Source organism: Microlunatus speluncae (assembly GCF_009299835.1).
GTDB classification, from domain to species: domain Bacteria; phylum Actinomycetota; class Actinomycetes; order Propionibacteriales; family Propionibacteriaceae; genus Microlunatus; species Microlunatus speluncae.
This window is the reverse complement of record NZ_VKCZ01000020.1, coordinates 571,119-592,023: the sequence shown is the minus strand read 5'-3', so window position 1 is coordinate 592,023 and position 20,905 is coordinate 571,119. Positions and strand designations below refer to the sequence as shown.

Annotated in this window: 17 protein-coding genes; 7 read left to right on the top strand and 10 right to left on the bottom strand. The window is 69.6% G+C overall.

What is annotated here, in order from left to right; translation table 11 throughout:
- Window positions 1-10: 10 nt before the first annotated feature.
- The 3 genes from FNH24_RS28235 to FNH24_RS28225 all read right to left on the bottom strand — a co-directional run bounded on the left by FNH24_RS28235 (window position 11) and on the right by FNH24_RS28225 (window position 3,829).
- The gene (locus tag FNH24_RS28235; protein ID WP_152365553.1) at window positions 11-1,015 is read right to left on the bottom strand and encodes an ABC transporter permease; all 1,005 of its coding nucleotides are present in this window, start codon (window positions 1,013-1,015) and stop codon (window positions 11-13) included.
- Window positions 1,016-1,053: 38 nt separating this feature from the next.
- Window positions 1,054-2,721 (bottom strand): peptide ABC transporter substrate-binding protein, encoded by a 1,668-nt coding sequence (locus tag FNH24_RS28230; protein WP_152365552.1) that lies wholly within the window; start codon window positions 2,719-2,721, stop codon window positions 1,054-1,056.
- Between the two features lie 124 nt (window positions 2,722-2,845).
- Window positions 2,846-3,829, bottom strand: coding sequence for a hypothetical protein (locus tag FNH24_RS28225; protein ID WP_152365551.1), 984 nt, complete (start codon window positions 3,827-3,829; stop codon window positions 2,846-2,848).
- Between the two features lie 214 nt (window positions 3,830-4,043).
- Between FNH24_RS28225 and FNH24_RS28220 the strand changes: the two genes are divergently transcribed.
- Window positions 4,044-6,233 carry a (Fe-S)-binding protein gene (locus tag FNH24_RS28220; protein WP_170304543.1) on the top strand — a complete coding sequence of 730 codons (2,190 nt, stop codon included), beginning with the start codon at window positions 4,044-4,046 and terminating at the stop codon, window positions 6,231-6,233.
- Between the two features lie 72 nt (window positions 6,234-6,305).
- Here FNH24_RS28220 and FNH24_RS28215 read toward each other — a convergent pair whose 3' ends face one another.
- Window positions 6,306-6,881 (bottom strand): CGNR zinc finger domain-containing protein, encoded by a 576-nt coding sequence (locus tag FNH24_RS28215; RefSeq protein WP_152365549.1) that lies wholly within the window; start codon window positions 6,879-6,881, stop codon window positions 6,306-6,308.
- 87 nt (window positions 6,882-6,968) lie between these two features.
- Between FNH24_RS28215 and FNH24_RS28210 the strand changes: the two genes are divergently transcribed.
- Complete coding sequence (locus tag FNH24_RS28210) at window positions 6,969-8,186, top strand: MFS transporter (protein WP_152365548.1); 1,218 nt, start codon at window positions 6,969-6,971, stop codon at window positions 8,184-8,186.
- A gap of 19 nt (window positions 8,187-8,205) precedes the next feature.
- Here FNH24_RS28210 and FNH24_RS28205 read toward each other — a convergent pair whose 3' ends face one another.
- On the bottom strand, window positions 8,206-8,679 hold the full coding sequence (locus FNH24_RS28205) for a carboxymuconolactone decarboxylase family protein (protein WP_152365547.1): 474 nt from the start codon (window positions 8,677-8,679) through the stop codon (window positions 8,206-8,208).
- Window positions 8,680-8,855: 176 nt separating this feature from the next.
- Window positions 8,856-10,280 carry a dihydrolipoyl dehydrogenase family protein gene (locus FNH24_RS28200; RefSeq protein ID WP_152365546.1) on the bottom strand — a complete coding sequence of 475 codons (1,425 nt, stop codon included), beginning with the start codon at window positions 10,278-10,280 and terminating at the stop codon, window positions 8,856-8,858.
- Between the two features lie 106 nt (window positions 10,281-10,386).
- On the opposite strand from FNH24_RS28200, the gene FNH24_RS28195 reads away from it, so the two are divergent.
- Window positions 10,387-11,046 carry a hypothetical protein gene (locus FNH24_RS28195; RefSeq protein WP_152365545.1) on the top strand — a complete coding sequence of 220 codons (660 nt, stop codon included), beginning with the start codon at window positions 10,387-10,389 and terminating at the stop codon, window positions 11,044-11,046.
- Window positions 11,034-11,819 (top strand): DUF4097 family beta strand repeat-containing protein, encoded by a 786-nt coding sequence (locus FNH24_RS28190; RefSeq protein WP_152365544.1) that lies wholly within the window; start codon window positions 11,034-11,036, stop codon window positions 11,817-11,819. The genes FNH24_RS28195 and FNH24_RS28190 overlap by 13 nt, the downstream gene beginning before the upstream one ends.
- Window positions 11,820-11,889: 70 nt before the next feature.
- Here FNH24_RS28190 and dcd read toward each other — a convergent pair whose 3' ends face one another.
- From dcd to FNH24_RS28170, 4 genes are all read right to left on the bottom strand, one after another.
- On the bottom strand, window positions 11,890-12,465 hold the full coding sequence (gene dcd / locus FNH24_RS28185) for a dCTP deaminase (protein WP_152365543.1): 576 nt from the start codon (window positions 12,463-12,465) through the stop codon (window positions 11,890-11,892).
- 69 nt (window positions 12,466-12,534) lie between these two features.
- Window positions 12,535-14,232 carry an RDD family protein gene (locus tag FNH24_RS28180; protein ID WP_152365542.1) on the bottom strand — a complete coding sequence of 566 codons (1,698 nt, stop codon included), beginning with the start codon at window positions 14,230-14,232 and terminating at the stop codon, window positions 12,535-12,537.
- Between the two features lie 68 nt (window positions 14,233-14,300).
- Window positions 14,301-15,653: an FHA domain-containing protein gene (locus FNH24_RS28175; protein ID WP_152365541.1), complete on the bottom strand. Its 1,353-nt coding sequence runs from the start codon at window positions 15,651-15,653 to the stop codon at window positions 14,301-14,303.
- 205 nt (window positions 15,654-15,858) lie between these two features.
- The gene (locus FNH24_RS28170) at window positions 15,859-16,713 is read right to left on the bottom strand and encodes a siderophore-interacting protein (protein WP_152365540.1); all 855 of its coding nucleotides are present in this window, start codon (window positions 16,711-16,713) and stop codon (window positions 15,859-15,861) included.
- A gap of 127 nt (window positions 16,714-16,840) precedes the next feature.
- Here FNH24_RS28170 and FNH24_RS28165 point away from each other — a divergent pair, with 127 nt between their 5' ends.
- The 3 genes from FNH24_RS28165 to FNH24_RS28155 all read left to right on the top strand — a co-directional run bounded on the left by FNH24_RS28165 (window position 16,841) and on the right by FNH24_RS28155 (window position 20,894).
- Window positions 16,841-17,857 (top strand): adenosine deaminase, encoded by a 1,017-nt coding sequence (locus FNH24_RS28165; protein WP_152365539.1) that lies wholly within the window; start codon window positions 16,841-16,843, stop codon window positions 17,855-17,857.
- A 2-nt stretch (window positions 17,858-17,859) separates the two neighbouring features.
- A complete protein-coding gene (locus tag FNH24_RS28160; protein WP_152365538.1) occupies window positions 17,860-18,903 on the top strand; it encodes a class I SAM-dependent methyltransferase in 1,044 nt (347 codons plus the stop codon).
- Window positions 18,904-19,511: 608 nt separating this feature from the next.
- The gene (locus tag FNH24_RS28155) at window positions 19,512-20,894 is read left to right on the top strand and encodes an alkaline phosphatase PhoX (RefSeq protein WP_152365537.1); all 1,383 of its coding nucleotides are present in this window, start codon (window positions 19,512-19,514) and stop codon (window positions 20,892-20,894) included.
- The last annotated feature ends 11 nt before the right edge of the window (window positions 20,895-20,905 follow it).

Here is a 20,905-nt window from a genome sequence, read left to right as displayed (position 1 = left end):
CGAAACCCCCTCAGTCATAGCGGATCCGGGGATCGAGGGCGGCGTACAGAAGATCGACGACGAACATCACCACGATGGTGACCACGGCCAGGATGGAGACGACGCCGATCACCACCGACACCTCGCTGTCGCGGACCGCGTCCCAGAGCACGCCGCCCATGCCGTAGATGTTCATCATGCCTTCGGTGATCACCGCCCCGGCCAACGCCTCGGCGAAGACGAAACCGACCGCCGTGATCACCGGGATCGAGGAGTTGCGGACGATGTGGTACGCGGTCACATGGCCGTCGCCGAGCCCCTTCGACCGGGCGGTCCGGACATGATCGGCGTTGTAGTTCTCCAGCTGGCTGGCCCGGACCAGCCGGAGGAACGGTGCCGCCCCGACCAGCCCGAGCAGCAGTCCGGGGATGATCACCGTCGCCCACGGATGATCAGCCGAGAAGGACGGCTTGAACAGCAGCGCCGGAATGCTCTCGTCGCCGAACTGCGCGCTCATCCAGTTGCTCACCGGCACGGTCACGATGAACTTGTAGACCAGCAACGTGACGAACACCGGGAAGGCGTCGATCAGGATGCTGATGAACCGGATCGAGTGATCGGGGGCCCGGCCGCGATACCGGGCCGCGACCGAGCCGAGCAGCATCCCGACGAGCATCCAGGTGATCGTGACGACCAGGAACAGCCGGAGCGTGTTCGGCGCCGCCGTGGCGACGATGTCGAGCACTTCCCGGCCGCGGTGGTTGGTGCCGAAGTCGCCGGTCAGGTAGCCGCCCATCCGGTGCACGAACGGCCCGAGGCAGGGATTGCCGAGCTGTTCGTAGCACGGGTCGGCCAGCCCGAACCGCTCCTGCACCGCCGCCAGCTGGGCCTTGGACGGCACCCGGTCGCCGAAGAACGCCAGCGCCGGATTGCCGTTCAGCTGGATCGCCGCAGTCATCAGCAGATGCAGCAGGAGCATCACTCCGATCAAGGAGCCGATGCCCTGCAGCACGCGCCGGACGATGTAGCTACCCAAGCCTCTGCCGCTTCCCGGTGATCAACCGAGCCGTCAGCTCAGCCGACGTAGTTGAGCAGCCGCAGCTTGGTCGATCCGCTGAACGGATCGATCACCACGTTGTCGACCCGGTCGCTGTGGAAGGTGACCGCCAGCGCGAAGCTCAGCGGGACCGTCGGGAAGTCCCCGGCCAGCACCTTCTCCGCCTCGGCATACTTGGCCACGGCCTGCGGGATGTCCGCCGCCTGATCACCCTCGGAGATCAACTTCTCGAAGTCGGCGTTGTAGTAGCCGAAGTTGGTGTTGCCCTTCTCGGCGTCACCGCTGGCGTACACCGGAGCCAGGTAGTTCTCGTTCAGCGGGTAATCGGGGAACCAATTGTTACGGAAGGCTCCCTCGAAGTTGCGGGCCGAGCGGCGGGAGAAGAAGTCCGGCGTCGGGTCGAGCTCGTACGGGATGCCGAGATTGAGCTTGATCTGATCACCGATGGCCCGGAAGTACTGCTCCTGGGTGTCGTCCTGGCCGAGCGAGATGGTCAGCGTCTTGCCCGCCGGCCAGCCGCCGGCCTTGGCCAGCGCCGCCTTCGCCGCCTCGGGGTCGAACTTGCACCACTCGCAGGTGCCGGCCGCGCCGCCGGGCACACCGCCCGGCACCACCCAACTGTCGGCCGGCACGGCCTGACCGGGCAGCACCTGCTCGATGATCGACTTCCGGTCGATCGCCATCGAGATCGCCTTGCGGAACTCGATGTTGTCCCACGGGGATCCCTTGTACAGCGGGAATCCGAGGTAGGTCAGCCCGGCGCCCGGCCGCTCCACCTTGCGCGCGGTGAGGTCCGGGTCGTTGTTGGCCTTCTGCCACTCCGCCGGCGGCGGAGCGCCGGTGTCCAGGTCGCCGGCCTGGAAGTCGGGCCAGGACGAGGAGCCGGAGTATTCGGTCCACTCGATCCGGTCGTAGTTCGGCGTCTCCTCACCCTTGTAGTCGGCCCACTTGTCGGCCGCCAGGCTGACGCCCTGGTCCCACTTCTCGACCTGGAACGGCCCATTGCCGATCGGCTTGACCGCGCACGCTTTGACGTCGGCGATGCAGGCCTCGGCGACCGGGAAGAAGCCGGTGTAGCCGAGCATGGTGGAGAAGCCGACGAACGGGCCGTTGAGGGTGACCTTGAGGGTGAGCGGGTCGACCACCTCGACGCCGGACAGCTCCTTGGCCGACGGCTCCTTGGTGACGGTGACCTTGCCCTCGTCGTCCTCCTCGTACTCGCCCTGCATCTCCTCGTAGCCCTTGAACCGCTCGAAGAAGTAGTTGTTGGAGACCGCGTTGGGGCCGTACGCCGCGTAGTTCCAGGCCCGGGCGAAGGCGGCCGCGTCCACCGGTTCGCCGTTCTGGAAGGTGAAGCCTTCCTTGATCTTGATCGTCCAGACCGTCTGATCATCGGAGGCGATGTCGGCGGCGAGATAGTTGTACGGCTCGGTCGTGTCCGGCTTGTAGCGGACCAGTCCGGAGTAGATCACGTCCAGCACGGCGATGTTGTCGCCCACGTTGGAGTCCATCGGCAGCAGGGTGTCGACGTCCTGGGTCAGCGCCAGCCGGACCACTTTCGGCTCGGCCGGATCCTGCCCGCCGCCCTGGTTGCCGCCTCCCCCGCCGCAGCCGGTCAACAGCAGCGCGGCAGCGGCGAGTGCCGCCAATGAGGTCTTGATCGTGGGGCGGAGGCTGAGCGCCATCGTGGTCCTCCCGGTCGGCGTCCTTGTCACGGGTGAGTCGGATCATGCCACGATTCGGCCCACTCCACGGCCAACCTGGAACTTTGTTACCCGGCCGTAGCGGCGCCCCAGATCGGGCCGGGCTTCACCACCGCTGCGGCGGGGGCGGTGGCTGCGTCGGGTGGCCCTGCTGGGGGTACGGCGCCGGCTGGTTCGGCGGCTGCTGGGGATGGGGCGACTGTTGCGGCGGGTACGGCGGGGGCGCCGGTTGCGGCGGGAACTGCGGCTGAGGCTGGGGCGGATACTGCTGCGGCGGGTACGGCTGCGGCTGGGCCGGGTACTGCGAATGCGGTTGATACTGCGACTGCGGTTGGTACTGCGGCGCCTGCGGGTGGAACGGCGGCTGCTGGTGCGGCGGCTGCTGCCCGTAGGGCGGCCGGCCCGGCGGCGGTTGCTGGCCCGGGTAGGGCCGCGGGCCGGGTTGCGGCCCGCGGGTCGGGGCCGATTCGCCGCGGACCGCCCGGGACAGCACGCCCTTGAGCTTGCCGATGCCGTACAGCAGATAGCCGCCGGCGATCGTCGCGAACACCAGCCCGATCAGGATCGCGCCGTAGTCGCCGTCCCGCGGATCGGCGAAACCGTAGAGCGGGGAGCTGCCGCGCACCCAGCGGTAGCCGCCGGTGATCGAATAGCCGATCAGCCACACGCCCGGGACGATGATCCAGAGGAACGGGTGCCACCAGCGGGTCCGGTTCTGGCTGCGGCCGACGAAGCACCAGTCGAGGAAGACCAGCCACGGCGTCACGACGTGGGTGAGCAGATCTTTCGGCTCCCCGATGTCGCCGCCCATCACGCCCACATAGGTGCAGCCGACCACGATCATCAGCAGCGTCATCGCGCCGCGGAGCTTGCCCGATCCCGGCTCCTTGCCGGTGGCCAGGCTGGCCACCGGGTAGTAGACGGCCAGGCCGAGGTAGACGATCGACACCAGCAGGTTGCCGCTCTGGGTCAGGAACGGCAGCTCGGCCGGATCGTGGCCGTACAACCACCAGCCGCTGAAGGCGCAGATCGCGATGCCGAGCCGCCAGATCGCGGTCAGGATCACCAGCAGCGGATTGGGCTTTCCCATCGGCACGCGCATCCTTCCCAGTCAGGTCGCCGATCGATGAGCGAACGGCGACTCGGACTCTAGCGTTGCCCGGTTGCAGCCCGGAACGCCACCGGCGTCCGGGCGCCGGGGTTACTGACCAGTAAGGTGTGCTCTATCGGCGGGCCCAGGGGCCGCAGTTCGGGTGCGCCGCGGATCACCGGATCAGGCCCCCGAGGAGTGCCGAGTGAAGATCATGGCCATCGTGCTGGCGCTGGCGGTCTCGGTCGTCGGCGTCACCGTCTTCGGTCGGGCGATCGCGGCGATCGTCGGGGTGGTCAGGCTCGGCCGACCGGTCGCCGGACTACGCTCTACGGCGCCGGCGGAGCGGTGGAAGCACCTGCTCGCCGAGTCGCTCGGGCACACCCGGATGCTGCAGTGGACCAAGATCGGGATCGCGCACTGGTTTGTCTTCGTCGGGTTCGGCGCGCTCTTCTTCACGCTGATCACCGCGTACGGGCAGCTGTTCGATCAACGCTTCGCCCTGCCGCTGATCGGCCACTGGGTGGTCTACGAATGGGTCAGCGAGCTCATCGCCTGGGTGATGGTCGTCAGCATCCTGTTCCTGATGATCATCCGGTTCGCGCTGCGCAACCGCGGTCGGCAGTCCCGCTTCTTCGGCTCCCGCACCTGGCAGGCCGTCTACGTCGAGCTGACCATCCTCGCCATCGGCCTGTGCGTCATCGCCCTGCGGGGGTTGGAGTATCGGCTGCTCGGCGCCGAGACGTCGGTGGTCCACTTCCCGCTGACCTTCTGGCTGTTGCCGGCCGACTTGTCGGCGAGTGCCCTGGAGACCGCGATCGTGGTGATCGCGGCATTGAAGATCATCATCTCGATGGCTTGGATGATCACCATCGGGCTGAACACGACGATGGGCGTGGCCTGGCACCGGTTCACCGCCTGGCCCAACATCTGGTTCAAGCGGGAGTCCTCCGGCAAGCCGGCGCTGGGAGCGCTGCAGCCGATCATGGTCGACGGCAAGCCGCTGGACTTCGAGCAGTTGGAGGAGCTGGACGAGGACGCCCCGCTCGGGGTGAGCAAGATCGAGGACTTCACCTGGAAGGGACTGCTCGACTTCACCAGCTGCACCGAGTGCGGCCGCTGCCAGTCGCAGTGCCCGGCCTGGCACACCGAGAAGCCGCTGTCGCCGAAGCTGTTGATCATGGGCCTGCGCGAGCACGCGTACGCCAAGGCGCCTTATCTGCAAGCCGCCGAGGCCGCCCGGGAGACGCTGCCGGCCGAGCTGCGCAACGAGGCCGCGCGGCCGCTGGTCGGGCCGATCCAGGTCACCGACGGGCTGGCCGGGATCGTCGATCCGGACGTGCTCTGGTCCTGCACCAGCTGCGGCGCCTGCGTGCAGCAGTGCCCGGTCGACATCGAGCACGTCGATCACATCATGGATCTGCGGCGCTACCAGGTGATGATGGAGGAGGAGTTCCCGGCCGAGCTGAACGGGCTGTTCAAGGGCCTGGAGAGCAAGGGAAATCCGTGGAACCAGAGCCCGCGGAAGCGGATGGACTGGGCCAAGGACCTCGACTTCGAGGTGCCGGTCGTCGGCAACGACGTCGAGGACCTGACCGGCGTCGAGTACCTGTTCTGGGTCGGCTGCGCCGGCGCGTACGAGGACCGGGCGATCAAGACCACCCGCGCGGTCGCCGAGCTGCTGCAGCTGGCCGGCGTGTCGTACGCGGTGCTCGGCAACGGCGAGACCTGCACCGGGGATCCAGCGCGGCGGGCGGGCAACGAGTTCGTATTCCAGCAGCTGGCACTGGAGAACGCGGCGACGCTGACCGAGGCGAAGGCGAGCAAGGTGATCACCACCTGCGCGCACTGCCTGAACACGTTGAAGAACGAGTATCCGCAGGTCGCCCCCGACGGTCCGGTACGCGAGCTCGAGGTGGTGCATCACACCCAGCTGCTCAACCGGCTGGTCCGCGAGGGCAAGCTGACTCCGGTCGCGCCGCCGGAGGGCTCCGTCGCCGGCCGGACGATCACGTACCACGATCCGTGTTATCTGGGCCGGCACAACGAGATCTACGAGGCGCCGCGGGAACTGCTCGACGCCATCCCCGGATCGACCGTGGCCGAGATGCCGCGCAACAAACAGCGCTCCTTCTGCTGCGGCGCCGGCGGCGCCCGGATGTGGATGGAGGAGACCATCGGCACCCGGATCAACGCCAACCGCACCGACGAGGCCGTCGCCACCCTGGCCGCAACCAACGGCGTTGATCACGGCGGCAGAGGCGCGATCGCCACCGGTTGCCCGTTCTGCCGAGTGATGCTGACCGACGGCCTCGCCGCCAAGCAGGCCGATCAATCGGCCCCGGAGTCGATCGAGGTCCTCGACGTGGCCCAACTCCTCCTCGAATCCGTCAAGCGCCCCTGATCCAACACCCCGAGTTGTCAGACTCTGACCACGCCAGAGCGTGGTGTGCGTCTGACAACTCGGGGTGTTGGGTCAGTGGCGGCGGCGGAAGGCGCGGGCCTTGGCCTGGTTGCCGCAGGTCTCCATCGAGCACCAGGTGCGGGACTTGTTGCGGGAGTGGTCGTAGTAGGCCCAGCGGCAGGCCGGGTTGTGGCAGACCTTGAGCCGCTGCCAACTGCCGTCGAGCGCGGCCTCGGCGACGACGCCGAGCAACCGGGCCAGGCCCGCGTCGACCGGCTGCGTGGCGCGCGGCCGTAGCCGTGGCCCGGTCGCCGGATCCAGCGCGACGGTCAACGGAAGGTCGCCGGCCAGCCGGTCGAGCGCGGCGATCGGCTCGGGGTCGGTGACCGCGTCCGGCCCGCCCAGTCGCCGCGCGATCGTCGCCCGCAGCCCCTCGCGGATGATCACGGCGCGGCGCAGATCCGCCGGCCGGACCTGGGCAGCGGTGGTCAGCAGTTCGCGCTCGGACAGCCAGCGAGCTAGCTCATCCGGACCGGTCAGGTCGTCCGCGCCGTAGACCAGGCTGCGGCTGTTGATCAGGTCCTCGATCAGGCGCAGCGAGCCCGGGGCGGTCGACGGATCCCGGTGGCCCGGCCAACTGTCGCTCATGCTTCCATCATAACCAGCTATTGACAATAGCCGGGTCCGTAACCAGTATAAATAGATGACCAGTTACGGACCTGGAGAAGAGTTCTCGTGACCTCGACTCTGACCGCACCGCCCGACGACCGGACCGCCCGGCTGTGGCGGCGGAGTCCGGCGGTGGCTCTCTTCGTGGGCGCGTTCGTGGTGGCCAGTACGGAGCTGATGCCGGTCGGCCTGTTGCCACAGATCGCGACCGACCTCGGCGTCTCGGTCGCCCTCGCCGGACAGTTGGTCACCGTCAACGCGCTGGCGCTGGCCGTCGGCGCTCCGCTGCTGGCCGCCCTGCTCGGCCGGTTCGACCAGCGACGGATCCTGATCGGCGCGCTGATCGGTTACGCGGCGGGCCAGCTGCTGGCCGGCGTCGCCCCCAGCTTCCCGATCCTGCTCGCGTCGCGGGTGATCAGCGGCGCGACCATGGGGCTCTATCTGGCCTCGGCGGTGGCGACAGCCGCGCGGCTGGCCCGGCCGGAGCGGCAGGCCCGGGCGATCGCCACCGTCGGCGCCGGGGTCAGCACCGCCTCGGCGATCGGGGTGCCGTTGAGCAGCGTGCTCAGCCACGGGATCGGTTGGCGAGTCGTGCTGGGCGGCCTGGCCGGGGCGGCCGTGATCGCGCTGCTCCTAATCGCTCTCGCGATCCGGGCGCCGGTGGTCGAGCAGGGACCCTCGCTGCGCCGGCGGCTGGCCGCGCTGGCCGGCCGCGAGGTGATCATGGCGCTCGCCCTGATCATGATCTTCTGGGCGGCTTCGTTCGCGGTGTTCACCTATCTGATGCCGCTGCTGCAGGATCGGGCCGGGCTGAACGGGGCAGCCTTGAACGGGTTGCTGGTGCTGTCCGGCGCCGCGGCCGTGGCCGGCACCGCTCTCGGCGGCCGGCTCGCCGATCTCCGGCTCCGGCTGGCGCTGGTGGTGACCGCCGCCGTGAGTACGGTGACGTTGATCTTGATCGTGCCGGGTTCGACCGCCGTGGCGGCGATGATCTTGGTGCCGCTGTGGCAGCTGGCCGCGTGGTCGTTCGTCCCGATGGTCCAGGTGGCCCTGTTTCGGGCGGCCGGGCCCGGCGGTGATCTTGCCCTGTCGCTCGCCGTGTCCGGCTTCAATGTCGGGATCGTGGTGGGGGCGGGACTCGGCGGCCTCGCCCTGGGCCAGCTCGGCCTCACCGGCGTCACCCTGGTCGGCGCCGCGCTCTCCGTACCGGCCCTCCTCCTCACCCTCGCCCTCACCCGCCGACTTGTCAGAACTGAGTTGCGCCAGGACACAACTCAGTTCTGACAAGTCGGCTTCGGGTGGGTCAGCCGAACTGGCCGACGACGTAGGAGCCGGCCGGCTGCTGGATCATCACGTTCACCCGGTTGTAGGCGTTGATGATCGCGATCTGCACCACCAGGGCGGCGAGTTGCTCCTCGTCGAAGTGCTTGGCGGCGCGCTGCCACACCTCGTCCGGGACCCCACCGGCCGCGTCGGCCAGCCGGGTGCCCTCCTCCGCCAGTTCCAGCGCCGCGCGCTCGGCCTCGGTGAACACCGTCGCCTCGCGCCAGGTGGCGACCAGATTGAGCCGCTGCTGCGTCTCCCCCGCCGCCGTGGCGTCCTTCGTGTGCATGTCGGTGCAGAACCCGCAGCCGTTGATCTGACTGGCCCGGATCTTCACCAGCTCGGCCGTGGCCGCCGGTACGATCCCGTCCTCCGCCGCCCGCCCGGCCGAGGTGATGTATTTCAGGACCTTCCCGCCGACCGCGCTGCCGTGAATATTCAGCCGTGCTTCCATCGTGCACTCCCTCTCGTAGTTCCTTACACCCTCAAGGACCGATCGGAACGCGCCGATGTGACATCAACCGACTGTGACCTACACCCCACCCCAACCCCCCCTCAACCCCGAGTTGTCAGAACTAGGGGCCGCCCTGGCGTCCCCTAGTTCTGACAAGTCGGGGTGTTCAGGAGGGGTCAGAGGCCGTAGGTTTCGAGGAGGCGGAGCCAGACCTCGCTGATCGTCGGGTACGAGGGGACGGCGTGCCAGAGGCGGTCGATCGTGACCTCGCCGGTGATCGCGATCGTGGCCGAGTGCAGCAGTTCGGCGATGCCCGGGCCGACGAAGGTGGCACCGACCAGGGCCCGGCGATCTTCGTCCACGATGATCTTGGCCGTGCCGGCGTAGCCGTCGGCGAACAGCGAGGCGCCGGCGACGTTGCCGATCTCGTAGCTGACCGCCCGCACCCGGAGCCCGGCGGCCTTCGCCTGCTCCTCGGTCCGGCCGACCGCGCCGACCTGGGGCACGGTGAAGACCACGCTCGGCGTCGCATCATGATCAGCGGTGGCGACGGCCGTACCCCACGGTTGATCATCGACCGGCTTACCGGCCGCCCGCTGCACGATCGCCGTTCCGCACATCCGGGCCTGGTATTTGCCCATATGGGTCAGGAGATTCCGGCCGTTGGCGTCGCCGACCGAATACAGCCAGCCGTCCTCGACCCCGGTCACCCGGCAGGTGTCGTCCACGGTCAGGTAGCGGCCGGGCTGCAGCCCGACCGTGTCCAGGCCAAGATCACCGGTCGCCGGCGTGCGCCCGGCGGCGACCAGCACCTGCTCGGTGATCACGGTCTCGCCGCCGACGCTGAGCCGGACCTCCGGACCTTCGCGACGCGCGGCGTCGACCTGCACGCCGGTCCTGATCTCCACCCCGCTCTCCCGCAGCGCGGCGGCGACGGCCTCGCCCGCCTCCGGTTCGAGCCGGTCCAGCAGTCGCTCCCCCCGGACCAGCATGATCACCGTCGTGCCGAGCGCGTTCCAGGCGGTCGCCATCTCGCAGGCCACGACGCCGCCGCCGATGATCGCCAGCGACGCCGGCGGCTGCTGGGCCGAGGTGGCGTTGCGGCTGGTCCACGGCTCGACGTCGGCCAGGCCCTCGATCGGCGGGATCGACGCCACCGAACCGGTCGCGACCACGACGGCCTGCCGCGCGGTCAGGATCGTGCTGGCACCGTCCGGGCCCTCGACCGTGACCTGCCGCGGACCCGACAGCCGACCCCGACCCCGATGCAGGGCGATCCCGGCGCCGTCCAGCCAGCTGACCTGACCGTCGTCCTTCCAGTGCGAGGTGAAGGAGTCCCGCCGGGCCAGCGTCGCGGCGACGTCCTGCTCACCGGTCACCGCCGCGGCCGCGCCGGCGACGGCCCGGGCCTCGGTCAGCACCTCGGTGCCGCGGAGCAGCGCCTTGCTCGGCATGCAGGCCCAGTACGAGCACTCGCCGCCGACCAGTTCCGCCTCGACGATCGCCGCGGACAGCCCGCCCTCCACCACCCGGCCGGCCACGTTTTCCCCGGGCGGCCCGGCCCCGATCACCACGACGTCATACTCGTTGGCATCACTCATGAGCCTCATCCTTCCACCCACTTGTCAGAACTGAGTTGTGCCATGACACAACTCAGTTCTGACAACTCGGCTTGAGTTGACGTCACTGTGGTGTCATAGTGGCGTCATGGACCTTTCACCGTATCTGGCCTCGGTCCGCGAGGGCGTCAAGAACGCCGCGGCACTGGCCGATGACAACACGCAGCAAGTCGCGCAGCGCCTCGGCACCGCGATCGACTCCTCCACCCGCCTGGCCCTGATCCAGGCCCTGTCCGACGCGGCCAGCACGATCAGCGCCGACCTCGCCCCGGCCTCGGTGGACGTCCGGATCGTCGGCGGCGACCCCGAGTTCGCCGTCTCGGTGCCGAGCGCGCCGGCCGAGCCGGTGATGATCACCCCGACCGCGGAAGAACCGGCCGAGCCCGAGGAACCCGTGATCGACGAGGACGAGCCGGTCGCCCGGATCAGCCTCCGACTGCCGGCCTCGGTCAAGACCAAGGTGGACGAGTTCGCCGACGCCGACGGCATCTCGACCAACGCCTGGCTGCAGCGGGCGATCATGGACGCGCTGAACGAGCGTCGCCGGCCGCCGCACCCGCCGGGCCCGCCCGGGCCGCCCGCGGGCGTGTTCGGACCGGACGGCCCGTTGGGCCCGAACGGCGTCTTCGGACCGCACGGAGTGTTCGGTCCGGGTGGACCGTTCGGCCCGGGCAAGACCCGGCACCGTGAGGGTCGGCCCGGCCGCTCCGGCCCCGGCGGACAGAACGTCCAGGGGTGGGTCCAGTGAGCCTGTTCGAGCAGACCTTCAGCGGCGTGAGTTCGGTCTCGGTCGAGCAGCGTGGCCGCGGCGACGTGCTGATCAACGCCGCAGCCGATTCCGATCAGATCCGATGCACCATCGACGACTGGGAGGCCGACGATCCGACCGCCCTCCGGGTCGAGCAGCGGCGCGACCGGCTGGTGATCACCGCCCCCGAGTCCTGGGGCCGCGGCTCCAACTCCGATCTGTTCCTCGAGGTGCCGGCCGGGCTCGACATCTCGGTCAACACCCAGTCGGGTGACATCGTGATCAACGCGGACCTGGGCTCCGGACGGCTCGCCAGCGGGTCGGGCGACATCGCCGTCGGCACCGCCGTCAACCTGTCGGCGAAGTCCGGGTCGGGCGACGTCGCGGTCAGTCGGGTGCACGAGGGTGCGGAGGTGACCACCGGCTCCGGCGACATCTCGATCCGCGAGGCGACCGGCCCGGTGTCCGCGAAGTCCGGCTCGGGCGACATCCGACTGGAGCGCCTCCGGTCGGCGGCGCTCACCGGCTCGACCGGGTCCGGCGACATCAGCGTGCCGTCCACCACCGGCTCGGTCGACCTGCGCTCCGCCTCGGGCTCGATCGCGGTCGGCGTCGCCGAGGGACTGCCGGCCTGGCTGGACCTGAACACGGTGACCGGCGAGATCAGCATCGACCTCGACCCCAGCCAGCAGCCCACCGAGGGTCAGCCGTACGTCACCCTCCGCTGTCGTACCGCCTCGGGTGAGATCGACATCTCCCGAGCCCGCGACTGACCCACCAAACCCCGAGTTGTCAGACTCTCACCACGCCCTGGCGTGGTGAGAGTCTGACAACTCGGGGGGTTTAGATGGGGGTGCGGTGGAAGTTGAGGTGGGAGCGGCTGGGGGTGGGGCCGCGCTGGCCCTGGTAGTGCGAGCCGTAGCGCTCCGAGCCGTACGAGTGCTCGGCCGGCGAGCTGAGCCGGAAGAAGCAGAGCTGGCCGATCTTCATGCCGGGCCAGAGCTTGATCGGCAGAGTCGCGACGTTGGACAGCTCCAGCGTGACGTGGCCGGAGAAGCCGGGGTCGATGAAGCCGGCGGTGGCGTGGGTGAGCAGGCCGAGCCGGCCCAGTGACGACTTGCCCTCCACCCGGGCGGCGACGTCGTCGGGCAGCGTGACCAGCTCGAAGATCGAGCCGAGGGCGAACTCGCCCGGATGCAGGATGAACGGATCCTCGCCGGAGACCTCAACCGGCCGGGTCAGCTCGGGCTGCTCCTCGGCCGGGTCGATGTGCGGATAGCGGTGGTTCTCGAACACGCGGAAGTGACGGTCGAGGCGCACGTCGATGCTGGACGGCTGCACCAGACCCACGTCGTACGGGTCCAGCCCGATCCGGCCCGACTCGATCTCGGCCTTGAGGTCGCGATCCGACAGCAACATAGCCAGGACCCTATCGACGAACGACCGGCTCGCGGCGCCAGGGCCGCGAACCGGCTCGACGGATCGACGTCAGGGCCGCTGGACCTCGAGCCAGTGATCACCGAACGAGACGATGGTGCCGGCGTCGACCTGGACCACGTCGCCGGGCGCGCAGGGCCGGCTCTGGCCGTCGAGATCGGTGGCGGTGGAGCCGTTGGTCGAGCCCCGGTCCATCACATACATGCCGCCCGCGTCGACCCCCAGCGCCAGGTGCGTCTTGGACACCGTCCGGGTCTCGTCGGAGATCTTGATCAGCTGGGCATCCTCCTCGCCCGGCCGGGCCTGCGGGTTGCGACCGATCAGCACAAGCCGGCTGACCTCGATCTCCCGCCCGTCGTCGAGCGACGCCCGCCAGCCCTGGTCCAGCGGCCGCGGATCGTGGTGGTCGGCGGCACTGCCCCCGGAGACCGGTGGCGGTGGCGCGGCCGGGAACTGGGTGGCGCCCGGGATGGGTGCCGCGACCGGCGTCACGCCGGAGCCGGCCGGCCCGCCCTGGCCGTAGCCACGCTGATCCTGCCCGTAACGGTCCTGGCCGTACTGATCCTGCTGATACTGGTCCTGACCGTACTGATCCTGCTGGTATTGATCTTGCTGGTACTGGTCCTGCTGATATTGATCTTGTTGGTACTGATCTTGCTGATATTGATCTTGCTGGTACCGATCCTGGCCGTACTGATCCTGACCGTGCTGATCCTGACCGTGCTGATCCTGACCGTACTGGCCCTGCTGATACTGGTCCTGGCCGTACTGGCCCGCTCCCGGCTGCTGCCCGTACTGATCCTGCGGATACTGGCTCGGGGTCTGCCGGGCGCTCCCGTACGCGTCCTGCTGCTCGTCCGGCCGGTACAGGTTCTGCGCGTACTGATCCTGCCCGTGCTGGTCCTGGCCGTATTGATCCTGGCCGTACTGATCTTGCCCGTACTGGCCCTGGCGCGGTTGACTCCGGCCGGAGTCGGACCGTCCCTGCTGGTACTGATCCTGACCGTAGCGACCCTCGTCCTGGCCGCCGAACTGATCCTGCCGCGGGTACGGGCTCTGCTGCGACTGATCGCCGTAGCCGCCCGCCGCGGCCCCCTGCTGCTCCCGGCCGTAGCGGTCGGACTGGCCGTAGCGCACCGGGGTCTGCTGACTGTGCTCCTGCGGCGGGAACAACCCGCGATCGGTCGGGCCGGCCGGGCCGGCCTGGTAGGGCGCGGCCGGAGACTGCTGGCTCGGCTGCACCGACCCCTGCTGCTGACCCGGCACCTGCTTGGGCGCCAACTGCCGTTCCTTGATCACCACGGAGTCGACGGCCTGGTCGGCCAGCGACTGCCGGCGCGGGTTCTGCACCGCGAGGATGATCAACACGATGGCGCCGACCCCGGTGCCGGCGATCACCCCGGTGATCAGCCAGCGCAGGATCACCCGACCCCAGGGGAGCGGGCGCCCGTCGGAGAACCCGACGACCTGCAGGCCCATCAGCTGCTTGCCCGGACCGGCGGCCTTGGTGACGTAGCTCCACCAGACGAAGACGACCCAGCCGATCACCGCGACGAACGACACGAGGCTGATGATCAGCGACACCATCACGTTCTGCGCCAGCGCACCGATCAGCGACAGCGCCCAGACGATCACGGCCGGAGCCGCCCACTCGATCAGATAGGCGACGACCCGCTTGCCGATGTCACCCGACTCGACGCCCGGTGGCAGGCCCGAACCCGGCGCCGGCACTGGCTGCGGCGATCCCATCTGCGGCTCCTATCCCGACTGACTGGTGGTCAAACCACAACCTATTGGTTGTAACGACAACCTATGGCCTAGGAGGGCGAATCGATAGCAACGCTCACGCCATCCCCCAGCTCAAGAACGCTTCCCAGCGGAACCACCATCGATTCGCCGGGAGCCAGCCGCCGCCGGACGATCTCCGGTCCGCCGAGCACGACCGCGGTCCCGTTGGTCGAATGCAGGTCGGTGACGACGATCTCCCAGCCGTCGGGCTCGACCTGCGCGTGGGTCCGGCTGATGTCGTGGCCCGGGCTGAGCACGGTCAGGAACCGCGGATTCTCCACCGTGCTGCGATCCGCGCTCGGGGCCCGGCCGATCACCACCGGCACGTCGAGGTCGGCCTCGGCCCCGTTGTCGCCGCGCAGGGTGGCCAGGGCCGGGCGGGTGACCAGCCGCGGATTCTGGTGCGGCACCCGGTCGCCGCAGACCCGGCAACTGATGCTCTCCGGCGGGTTGCTGTGCTGCTGCACGCAGAGCACGGCCATGATCAGCGATTCGCCCGCCATCAGGTCCGCATCCGGGGCCGACGCGACCCGCCGGCCCCGCGGCTCCTCCGCGTAGACCCCGGCCGCCTCGGCGGCGGAGAGGTACGGCTCCTCCTCGCGGTACTGGTCGTTGACCCGGCGGGTCGGCTCGAGGTCCGGCTCGTCCTGCTGCCAGTCCTGGGCGTCGGCGTACTGGTCGTCGAAGCCGTACTCCTGGCCGTTGTCGACGTAGCCGTAGTTCTGTTGCGCGGACTCGGCCGCCATCACCTCGGTGTCGGCGTTCTCCGACTCCAGATCCGGCTGCCGGCCGAGATCCTCGGCGCCCTGGGTCGGTGCCGCCTGCGGCGAGATCACCTGGGCGTCGGCGCCGGCGTCGAGAGTGATCGAGGACGCCGTCACCACCCCGACCACCAGCGGCAGCTCGAGCAGGGTCTGGTCGCCGTCGTGGGCCAGCTCGATCCGGACCTGCTCGACGTCCTCCAGCCCGACCTCACGCCAGGTCTGCACGCCGGAGCCGTCGGCCACGATCTTGCCGTTGCCCAGATTCATCACCGAGATGCCGCCGCGCACCAGCGATCGCATCCCGTCCGGTGACCAGAAGAACGCGGCGAAGCTCGCCATGTCGTCGATCCGGTAGCCGGCCAGGCGTTCCGCAACATCCGCCAGGGACGAGGAGCTCATCACCTCGGCCCACAGCGTGTTGATCAGCGATCCGTGCCGGATCGACGACGGCTCCAGCACCACCAGCGAGGTCGGGCCGGACAGGATGACCCAGTCGCCGGGCGTGTACGCCGCCCGCCATCGGCTCACCTGGCCGCTGTCCTGGTCGCCGAACGAGGAGGAGTGGTGATCCTCGACTCCCCCGTACGTCGCACGAACGGACCCAGCTGTGTTGGACACGTGCTCTCCCATCGTTTGCCGTTCACCGGCAGGCAGGCGCCTGAAACACGACGCGCCGCACCGGATCCCCCGATCGCCGCCCGTAACCAGCGGAGTCCCCACCAGTGCTCCGACCGGGCATGATCGTGCCTATTGTCCACGCGTTACCAGGGGATGAAAAGCCGCTCCCGGTGGTCCGGGGGCGAAACGGGGAGCAAGAGACCGCTCAGCTGACCAGCGCGGCCTGCTCCGCGGCCTCCATTTCCTGGACGAACTGGCCCTTGGTCGACTGCCACCGATCCTCGGTGTATTCGGTCCGCCAGTAACCCGAGATCGACGCCAGGGAACGCTCGATCCCCTGCTCGACGAAGAGATAACGGCGCAGATCGCGGACCAGGTAGGCATTGCCGTGCACGAATGCCTGCACCCGGCCCGCCGGCAGCCCGGCCGCGCGGACCGTCCGGGCCAGAGCGACGCCGTAGTCGGAACCTTCGGCGTCGCGATGCACCCAGGTGACGGTGATCTGCTCGGTCTCACGCAGCGGCAGTTCCTCGGTCGCGTTGGCGACCTCGAGGTAGACCGCCGCGCGGGCATCCGGGGCCAGCCGCTCCAGCGCCGCCGCGATCGCCGGGATCGCGGCCTCGTCGCCGACCAGCAGATGGGCGTCCACCTCCGGATCCGGCGCGTAGGCACCGCCCGGGCCGTAGAACCCCAGCTGGTCGCCCGGCTGCGCGGCCGCGGCCCAGGGTCCGGCCAGACCTTCGTCGCCGTGCACGACGAAGTCGATCGCCAGTTCGTTGCTGTCCGGATCGTAGGACCGGATCGTGTACGTCCTCGTCACCGGCCACAACTCGGCCGGCTCGGTCTCCCGCAACTCGTCCGGGTCGAACGGCCACCGGTAGTCGGCGCCGGCCGGCGGGAACAGGAGCTTGACGTAGTGGTCGGTGAACTCGAGCTCGGGCAGCTGGCGCAACTCCTCGCCGGTGAAGATCACCCGCACCATCGACGGCGCGAGCTGTTCGGTACGGCTCACCACGGCGGTCCGGGCCACCCGCTTGCGCCGGGTCTGCTGCTGATTCAACGGTCCTCCCCCAACATTTGGTTAGGTCGACCTTACCTGCCTCGGCCGGCCGTGGCCCGGGCCCATCCCTCGATTCGGGACAGGCCCGGGCCGGCGCGCCCGGCGGCGGCGCAGCACACTGGTGCCCGTGTCCGATCTCTCTGGCTTCATTGCCGGCCTGCCCAAGGCCGAGTTGCACGTCCACCACGTCGGCTCGGCGTCGCCGCGGATCGTCGCCGAGCTCGCGGCCCGCTATCCGGGGGTCGTCCCGATCGATCCGGCCGAGCTCGCGGCGTATTTCACCTTCTCCGACTTCGCCCACTTCATCGACGTCTATCTGTCCGTGGTCGATCTGATCCGCGACGCCGAGGACGTACGGATGCTGACGTATGAGGTGGCCGCCGACCTGGCCGCGCAGAACGTCCGCTACGCCGAGCTGACCGTGACCCCGTACACGTCGATCATCCGCGGGATCCCGGAGCAGGAGTTTGTCGCCGCGATCGAGGACGCCCGGATCTCGGCGGAACGTGATCATGGGATCCGGCTGCGCTGGATCTTCGACATCCCCGGCGAGTCGGGGATCCCTGCGGCCGAGGGGACGCTGGCGATCGCTCTTGATCATGGCCCGGAGGCGCTGGTCGGGTTCGGGCTCGGCGGCCCGGAGATCGGCGTGCCACGGCCGCAGTTCAAGCCCTACTTCGACCGGGCCATCGCCGCCGGGCTGCACAGCGTGCCGCACGCCGGCGAGACCACCGGTCCGGAGACGATCTGGGACGCGCTGAACTCGCTCGGGGCGGAACGGATCGGCCACGGCACCTCCTGTGTCCAGGACGAGCGGCTCCTTGATCATCTGGCCGAGCAGGCCATCCCGGTCGAGGTCTCCCCGACGTCCAACGTCGCGACCGGAGTGATCGCCGCGATCGGCGAACACCCGGTGACCCGGATGGTCGAGCGCGGGCTGGTGGTCACGATCAACACCGATGACCCACCGATGTTCAACACCACCTTGAATCGCGAGTACGAGATCGCGGCCGACCTGCTCGGGCTGGACCGGGACGGGGTCGCCGAGCTGGCCCGGACGGCGGTCCGGTGCAGCTTCCTGGACCCGGCCGGGAAGAACGAGCTGGTGGCCGAGATCGACGCCTATCTGACGACGGCGAGTTGATCATGGCCGACCAGGTGTCACGGGTGATCATGGCCGAGGCGGACCGGATCGGGATCGATCCGGGAACCGTGGTGGTGATCGATGATCAGGACGGGTCGCTGCTGCTGGCGGCGGCCGAGCGGTGGCCCGAGGCCGAGCTCCGGCTGCACTGCGACGCGCTGGACGAGGAGCAGACCTGCCGGGCCGCCGCCGACCGGGCCGGCCTCCGGGTGACGGCCGCGGATGATCTTGGTCTCGCCACGACCGGAGCCGGGCTCGCACTGGCCCGGCTGCCGAAGGGCCTGGACGCGCTCGAACTGCTGGCCGGCGCCGTCGCCCGGGCGAGCGATCCCGAGGTGGTGCTGATCGCCGGCGGCCGGGTGAAGCACCTGAACCGCTCGATGAACGGCGTGCTGGAACGGCACTTCGGCGAGGTCCGCGGCTCGCTCGGGCTGGGCAAGGCCCGAGCCCTGGTCGGTGCCCGAGCTCGGCCCGGCCCCGAGCCCCAGCCGCGACGAGCGGCGGTCGACGGGCTCGAGGTGGTCGCGTACGGCGGGGTCTTCGCCGGTGCGTCCCTCGACGCCGGGACCCGGCTGCTGCTCGCCCAGGCGCCCCGGTTTCCGGCGGCGGAATCGGCGATCGACCTGGGCTGCGGCACCGGCCTGCTCGCCGTCGCCCTGGCCCGGCTCGACGCCGCGACCAAGATCACGGCGATCGACCATTCCCGGGCCGCCGTCCGGTCGGCCGTCGCCACCGCCGCGGCCAACGGCGCCGCCGACCGGATCGACGTCCGGCGCGGCGACGGGCTGGTCGAGGTGGCCGACGAGTCGGTGGACCTGATCGTCTGCAATCCGCCGTTCCATCGCGGCACGGCCAAGGACAGCTCGACCGCGCTGACCATGATCACCGACGCCGGCCGGGTGCTCCGCCCCGGCGGCGAACTGTGGCTGGTCTACAACACTCACCTGCCCTACCGCTCCGCCCTCCGCCGATCCGTCGGGCCGACCGAGGTGATCACCCAGGATCGGGACTACCTGGTCACCCGCTCGGTCAAGGCGAACCCCTGATCCTCTTCGTTCCCTGAGACAGCCCGGATCCACCGATGATCTTGGTCGCGGTGTCGCGAAACCTCTTCGTGCGGGGCGATAACGGCCATTGCCACGTGGAAACCATCGGCACGAAGAGCTTTCGCGACAGTCCGGACCCGAGCCGACAGGCTTCGGTCGCTTTGAGGTCGGCCGGCCGCACAAGTCGGCTCGGTGCACGCCAAGAACCCAAAGACGCGCCAAGGAGGGGTGGGTTACGGCGGTTCCTGGGAACGTCCGGCCGGGTACCGGTTGCGCGGCGGACGGGATCATCGACTGTGTGTCGTTTCCCGGCTCAACCGGCACCGAACGGCCGGGACACAGTCACAGTCGATGCACATCCGGCGACTTTCGCCGCTCAACACCGGCGCCCGGCCGCAGAACGCGGCGGACGGCCCTGACCCGCCCGTCCTGGGCGCGTCTTTCCGGCCGTCAGGCCGAAACCGAAGGGGGCATGTGTCTGGCCCGCCCGTGGACAGGCTCAGAGAACGGGACAAGATACAAGGCTCGGGGAGCGAACAGGCCTTGCCCCGGCCGTGCCGACCGAGCAGGGTGGGGCGGGAGGATCGAACTCGTCGAGGAGGCTCGAGATGACTCTCTCCCGCCGCCGGCTGCTGGCCGAGGGGACGGCGGTGGCCGGGGTGTCGCTGGCGTTCCAGGGCTCGCTGGCCGCGCTGTTCACCGGGACCGCGGCGGCCGCGCCGCCGAAGCGCGGCTACGGGCGGCTGGTCGAGGATCCGGACGGAGTGCTCGATCTGCCGCGCGGCTTCTCGTACCGGATCCTCAGCCGGGAGGGCGACGAACTGCGCTCGGGTGAGGGGCTGGTGCCGAGCCGGGCCGACGGGATGGGCGTGTTCGGCCGCGGCGTCGGCCGGCCGGCCGACCGGCTGGTCCGCAACCACGAATGCCATCCCTCGGCGCCGCACCACGTGCCGCGGGGCTCGCACACGTACGACCCGGAGGGCGCCGGCGGCACGACGACGCTGGTGCTCGGGCCGCGCGGCGCCGTGGCCGAGGAGTACGTCAGCCTGTCCGGCAGCGCCGTCAACTGCGCCGGCGGCGAGACGCCGTGGCACACCTGGCTGACCTGCGAGGAGACCGAGAAGCGGGCGGGCGAGGACGGCTACACCAAGGACCACGGCTTCATCTTCGAGATCGACCCGTTCGACCGGGCCCGGAACGCCGATCCGGTGCCGCTGACCGCGATGGGCCGCTATCCGCACGAGGCGATCGCGGTCGACCCGCGGACCGGCCGGGTCTACGAGACCGAGGACTCCTTCGATCACCCGTTCGGGCTGTTCTACCGGTTCTCGCCGAACAAGCCGATGGGCGGGTACGGCAGTCTGCGGGCCGGCGGGCTGTTGGAGGCGCTGCGGGTGCCCGGCGTCGCCGACCTGTCCACCGTCAGCGAAGCCGGCACCGAGTTCACCGACGTCGAATGGGTCGAGGTGCCCGATCCCCTGGCCAGCAGCGAAGGGATCCGGTTCCAGGATTTCGCGGGCGGCCCGATGACGCACTCGCAGAAGCTGGAGGGCTGTTGGTGGGGGCAGGACGGGGTCTTCTTCTCGGCCAGTTTCGCCAAGCTGTCCGACGGTTCGGAGGCGACCCATGACGGGCAGATCTGGCACTACCAGCCGGACCGGAACCTGCTCCGGCTCGCGGTGATCTTCCGCCGCGATCCGGACACGGCCGAAGATCAACTCTTCCAGACGCCGGACAACATCTGCGTCTCCCCGTACGGCGGGCTGATGGTCTGCGAGGACGGCGACGGCGAGAACTATCTGATCGGGGTGACCGAGGCCGGCGAGCCGTACCTGTTCGGCCGCAACCGGCAGAATGTCGGCACCGCTGCCGAGCCGAAGTTCGCCGAGCTGACCGGAGTCAGCTTCGCCGACAACGCCCGGACCATGTACGTCAACTGCTACAACCCCGGCACGACGTTCGCGATCACCGGGCCGTGGCGGCGACGCTGACTGGCAGGATC

Coding starts and splice junctions, on each gene's coding strand:
- FNH24_RS28230 (WP_152365552.1), bottom strand. CDS start 2,721: ATGGCGCTCAGCCTCCGCCCCACGATCAAGACCTCATTGGCGGCACTC.
- FNH24_RS28225 (WP_152365551.1), bottom strand. CDS start 3,829: ATGGGAAAGCCCAATCCGCTGCTGGTGATCCTGACCGCGATCTGGCGG.
- FNH24_RS28220 (WP_170304543.1), top strand. CDS start 4,044: ATGGCCATCGTGCTGGCGCTGGCGGTCTCGGTCGTCGGCGTCACCGTC.
- FNH24_RS28215 (WP_152365549.1), bottom strand. CDS start 6,881: ATGAGCGACAGTTGGCCGGGCCACCGGGATCCGTCGACCGCCCCGGGC.
- FNH24_RS28205 (WP_152365547.1), bottom strand. CDS start 8,679: ATGGAAGCACGGCTGAATATTCACGGCAGCGCGGTCGGCGGGAAGGTC.
- FNH24_RS28200 (WP_152365546.1), bottom strand. CDS start 10,280: ATGAGTGATGCCAACGAGTATGACGTCGTGGTGATCGGGGCCGGGCCG.
- FNH24_RS28195 (WP_152365545.1), top strand. CDS start 10,387: ATGGACCTTTCACCGTATCTGGCCTCGGTCCGCGAGGGCGTCAAGAAC.
- dcd (WP_152365543.1), bottom strand. CDS start 12,465: ATGTTGCTGTCGGATCGCGACCTCAAGGCCGAGATCGAGTCGGGCCGG.
- FNH24_RS28180 (WP_152365542.1), bottom strand. CDS start 14,232: ATGGGATCGCCGCAGCCAGTGCCGGCGCCGGGTTCGGGCCTGCCACCG.
- FNH24_RS28160 (WP_152365538.1), top strand. CDS start 17,860: ATGGCCGACCAGGTGTCACGGGTGATCATGGCCGAGGCGGACCGGATC.
- FNH24_RS28155 (WP_152365537.1), top strand. CDS start 19,512: ATGACTCTCTCCCGCCGCCGGCTGCTGGCCGAGGGGACGGCGGTGGCC.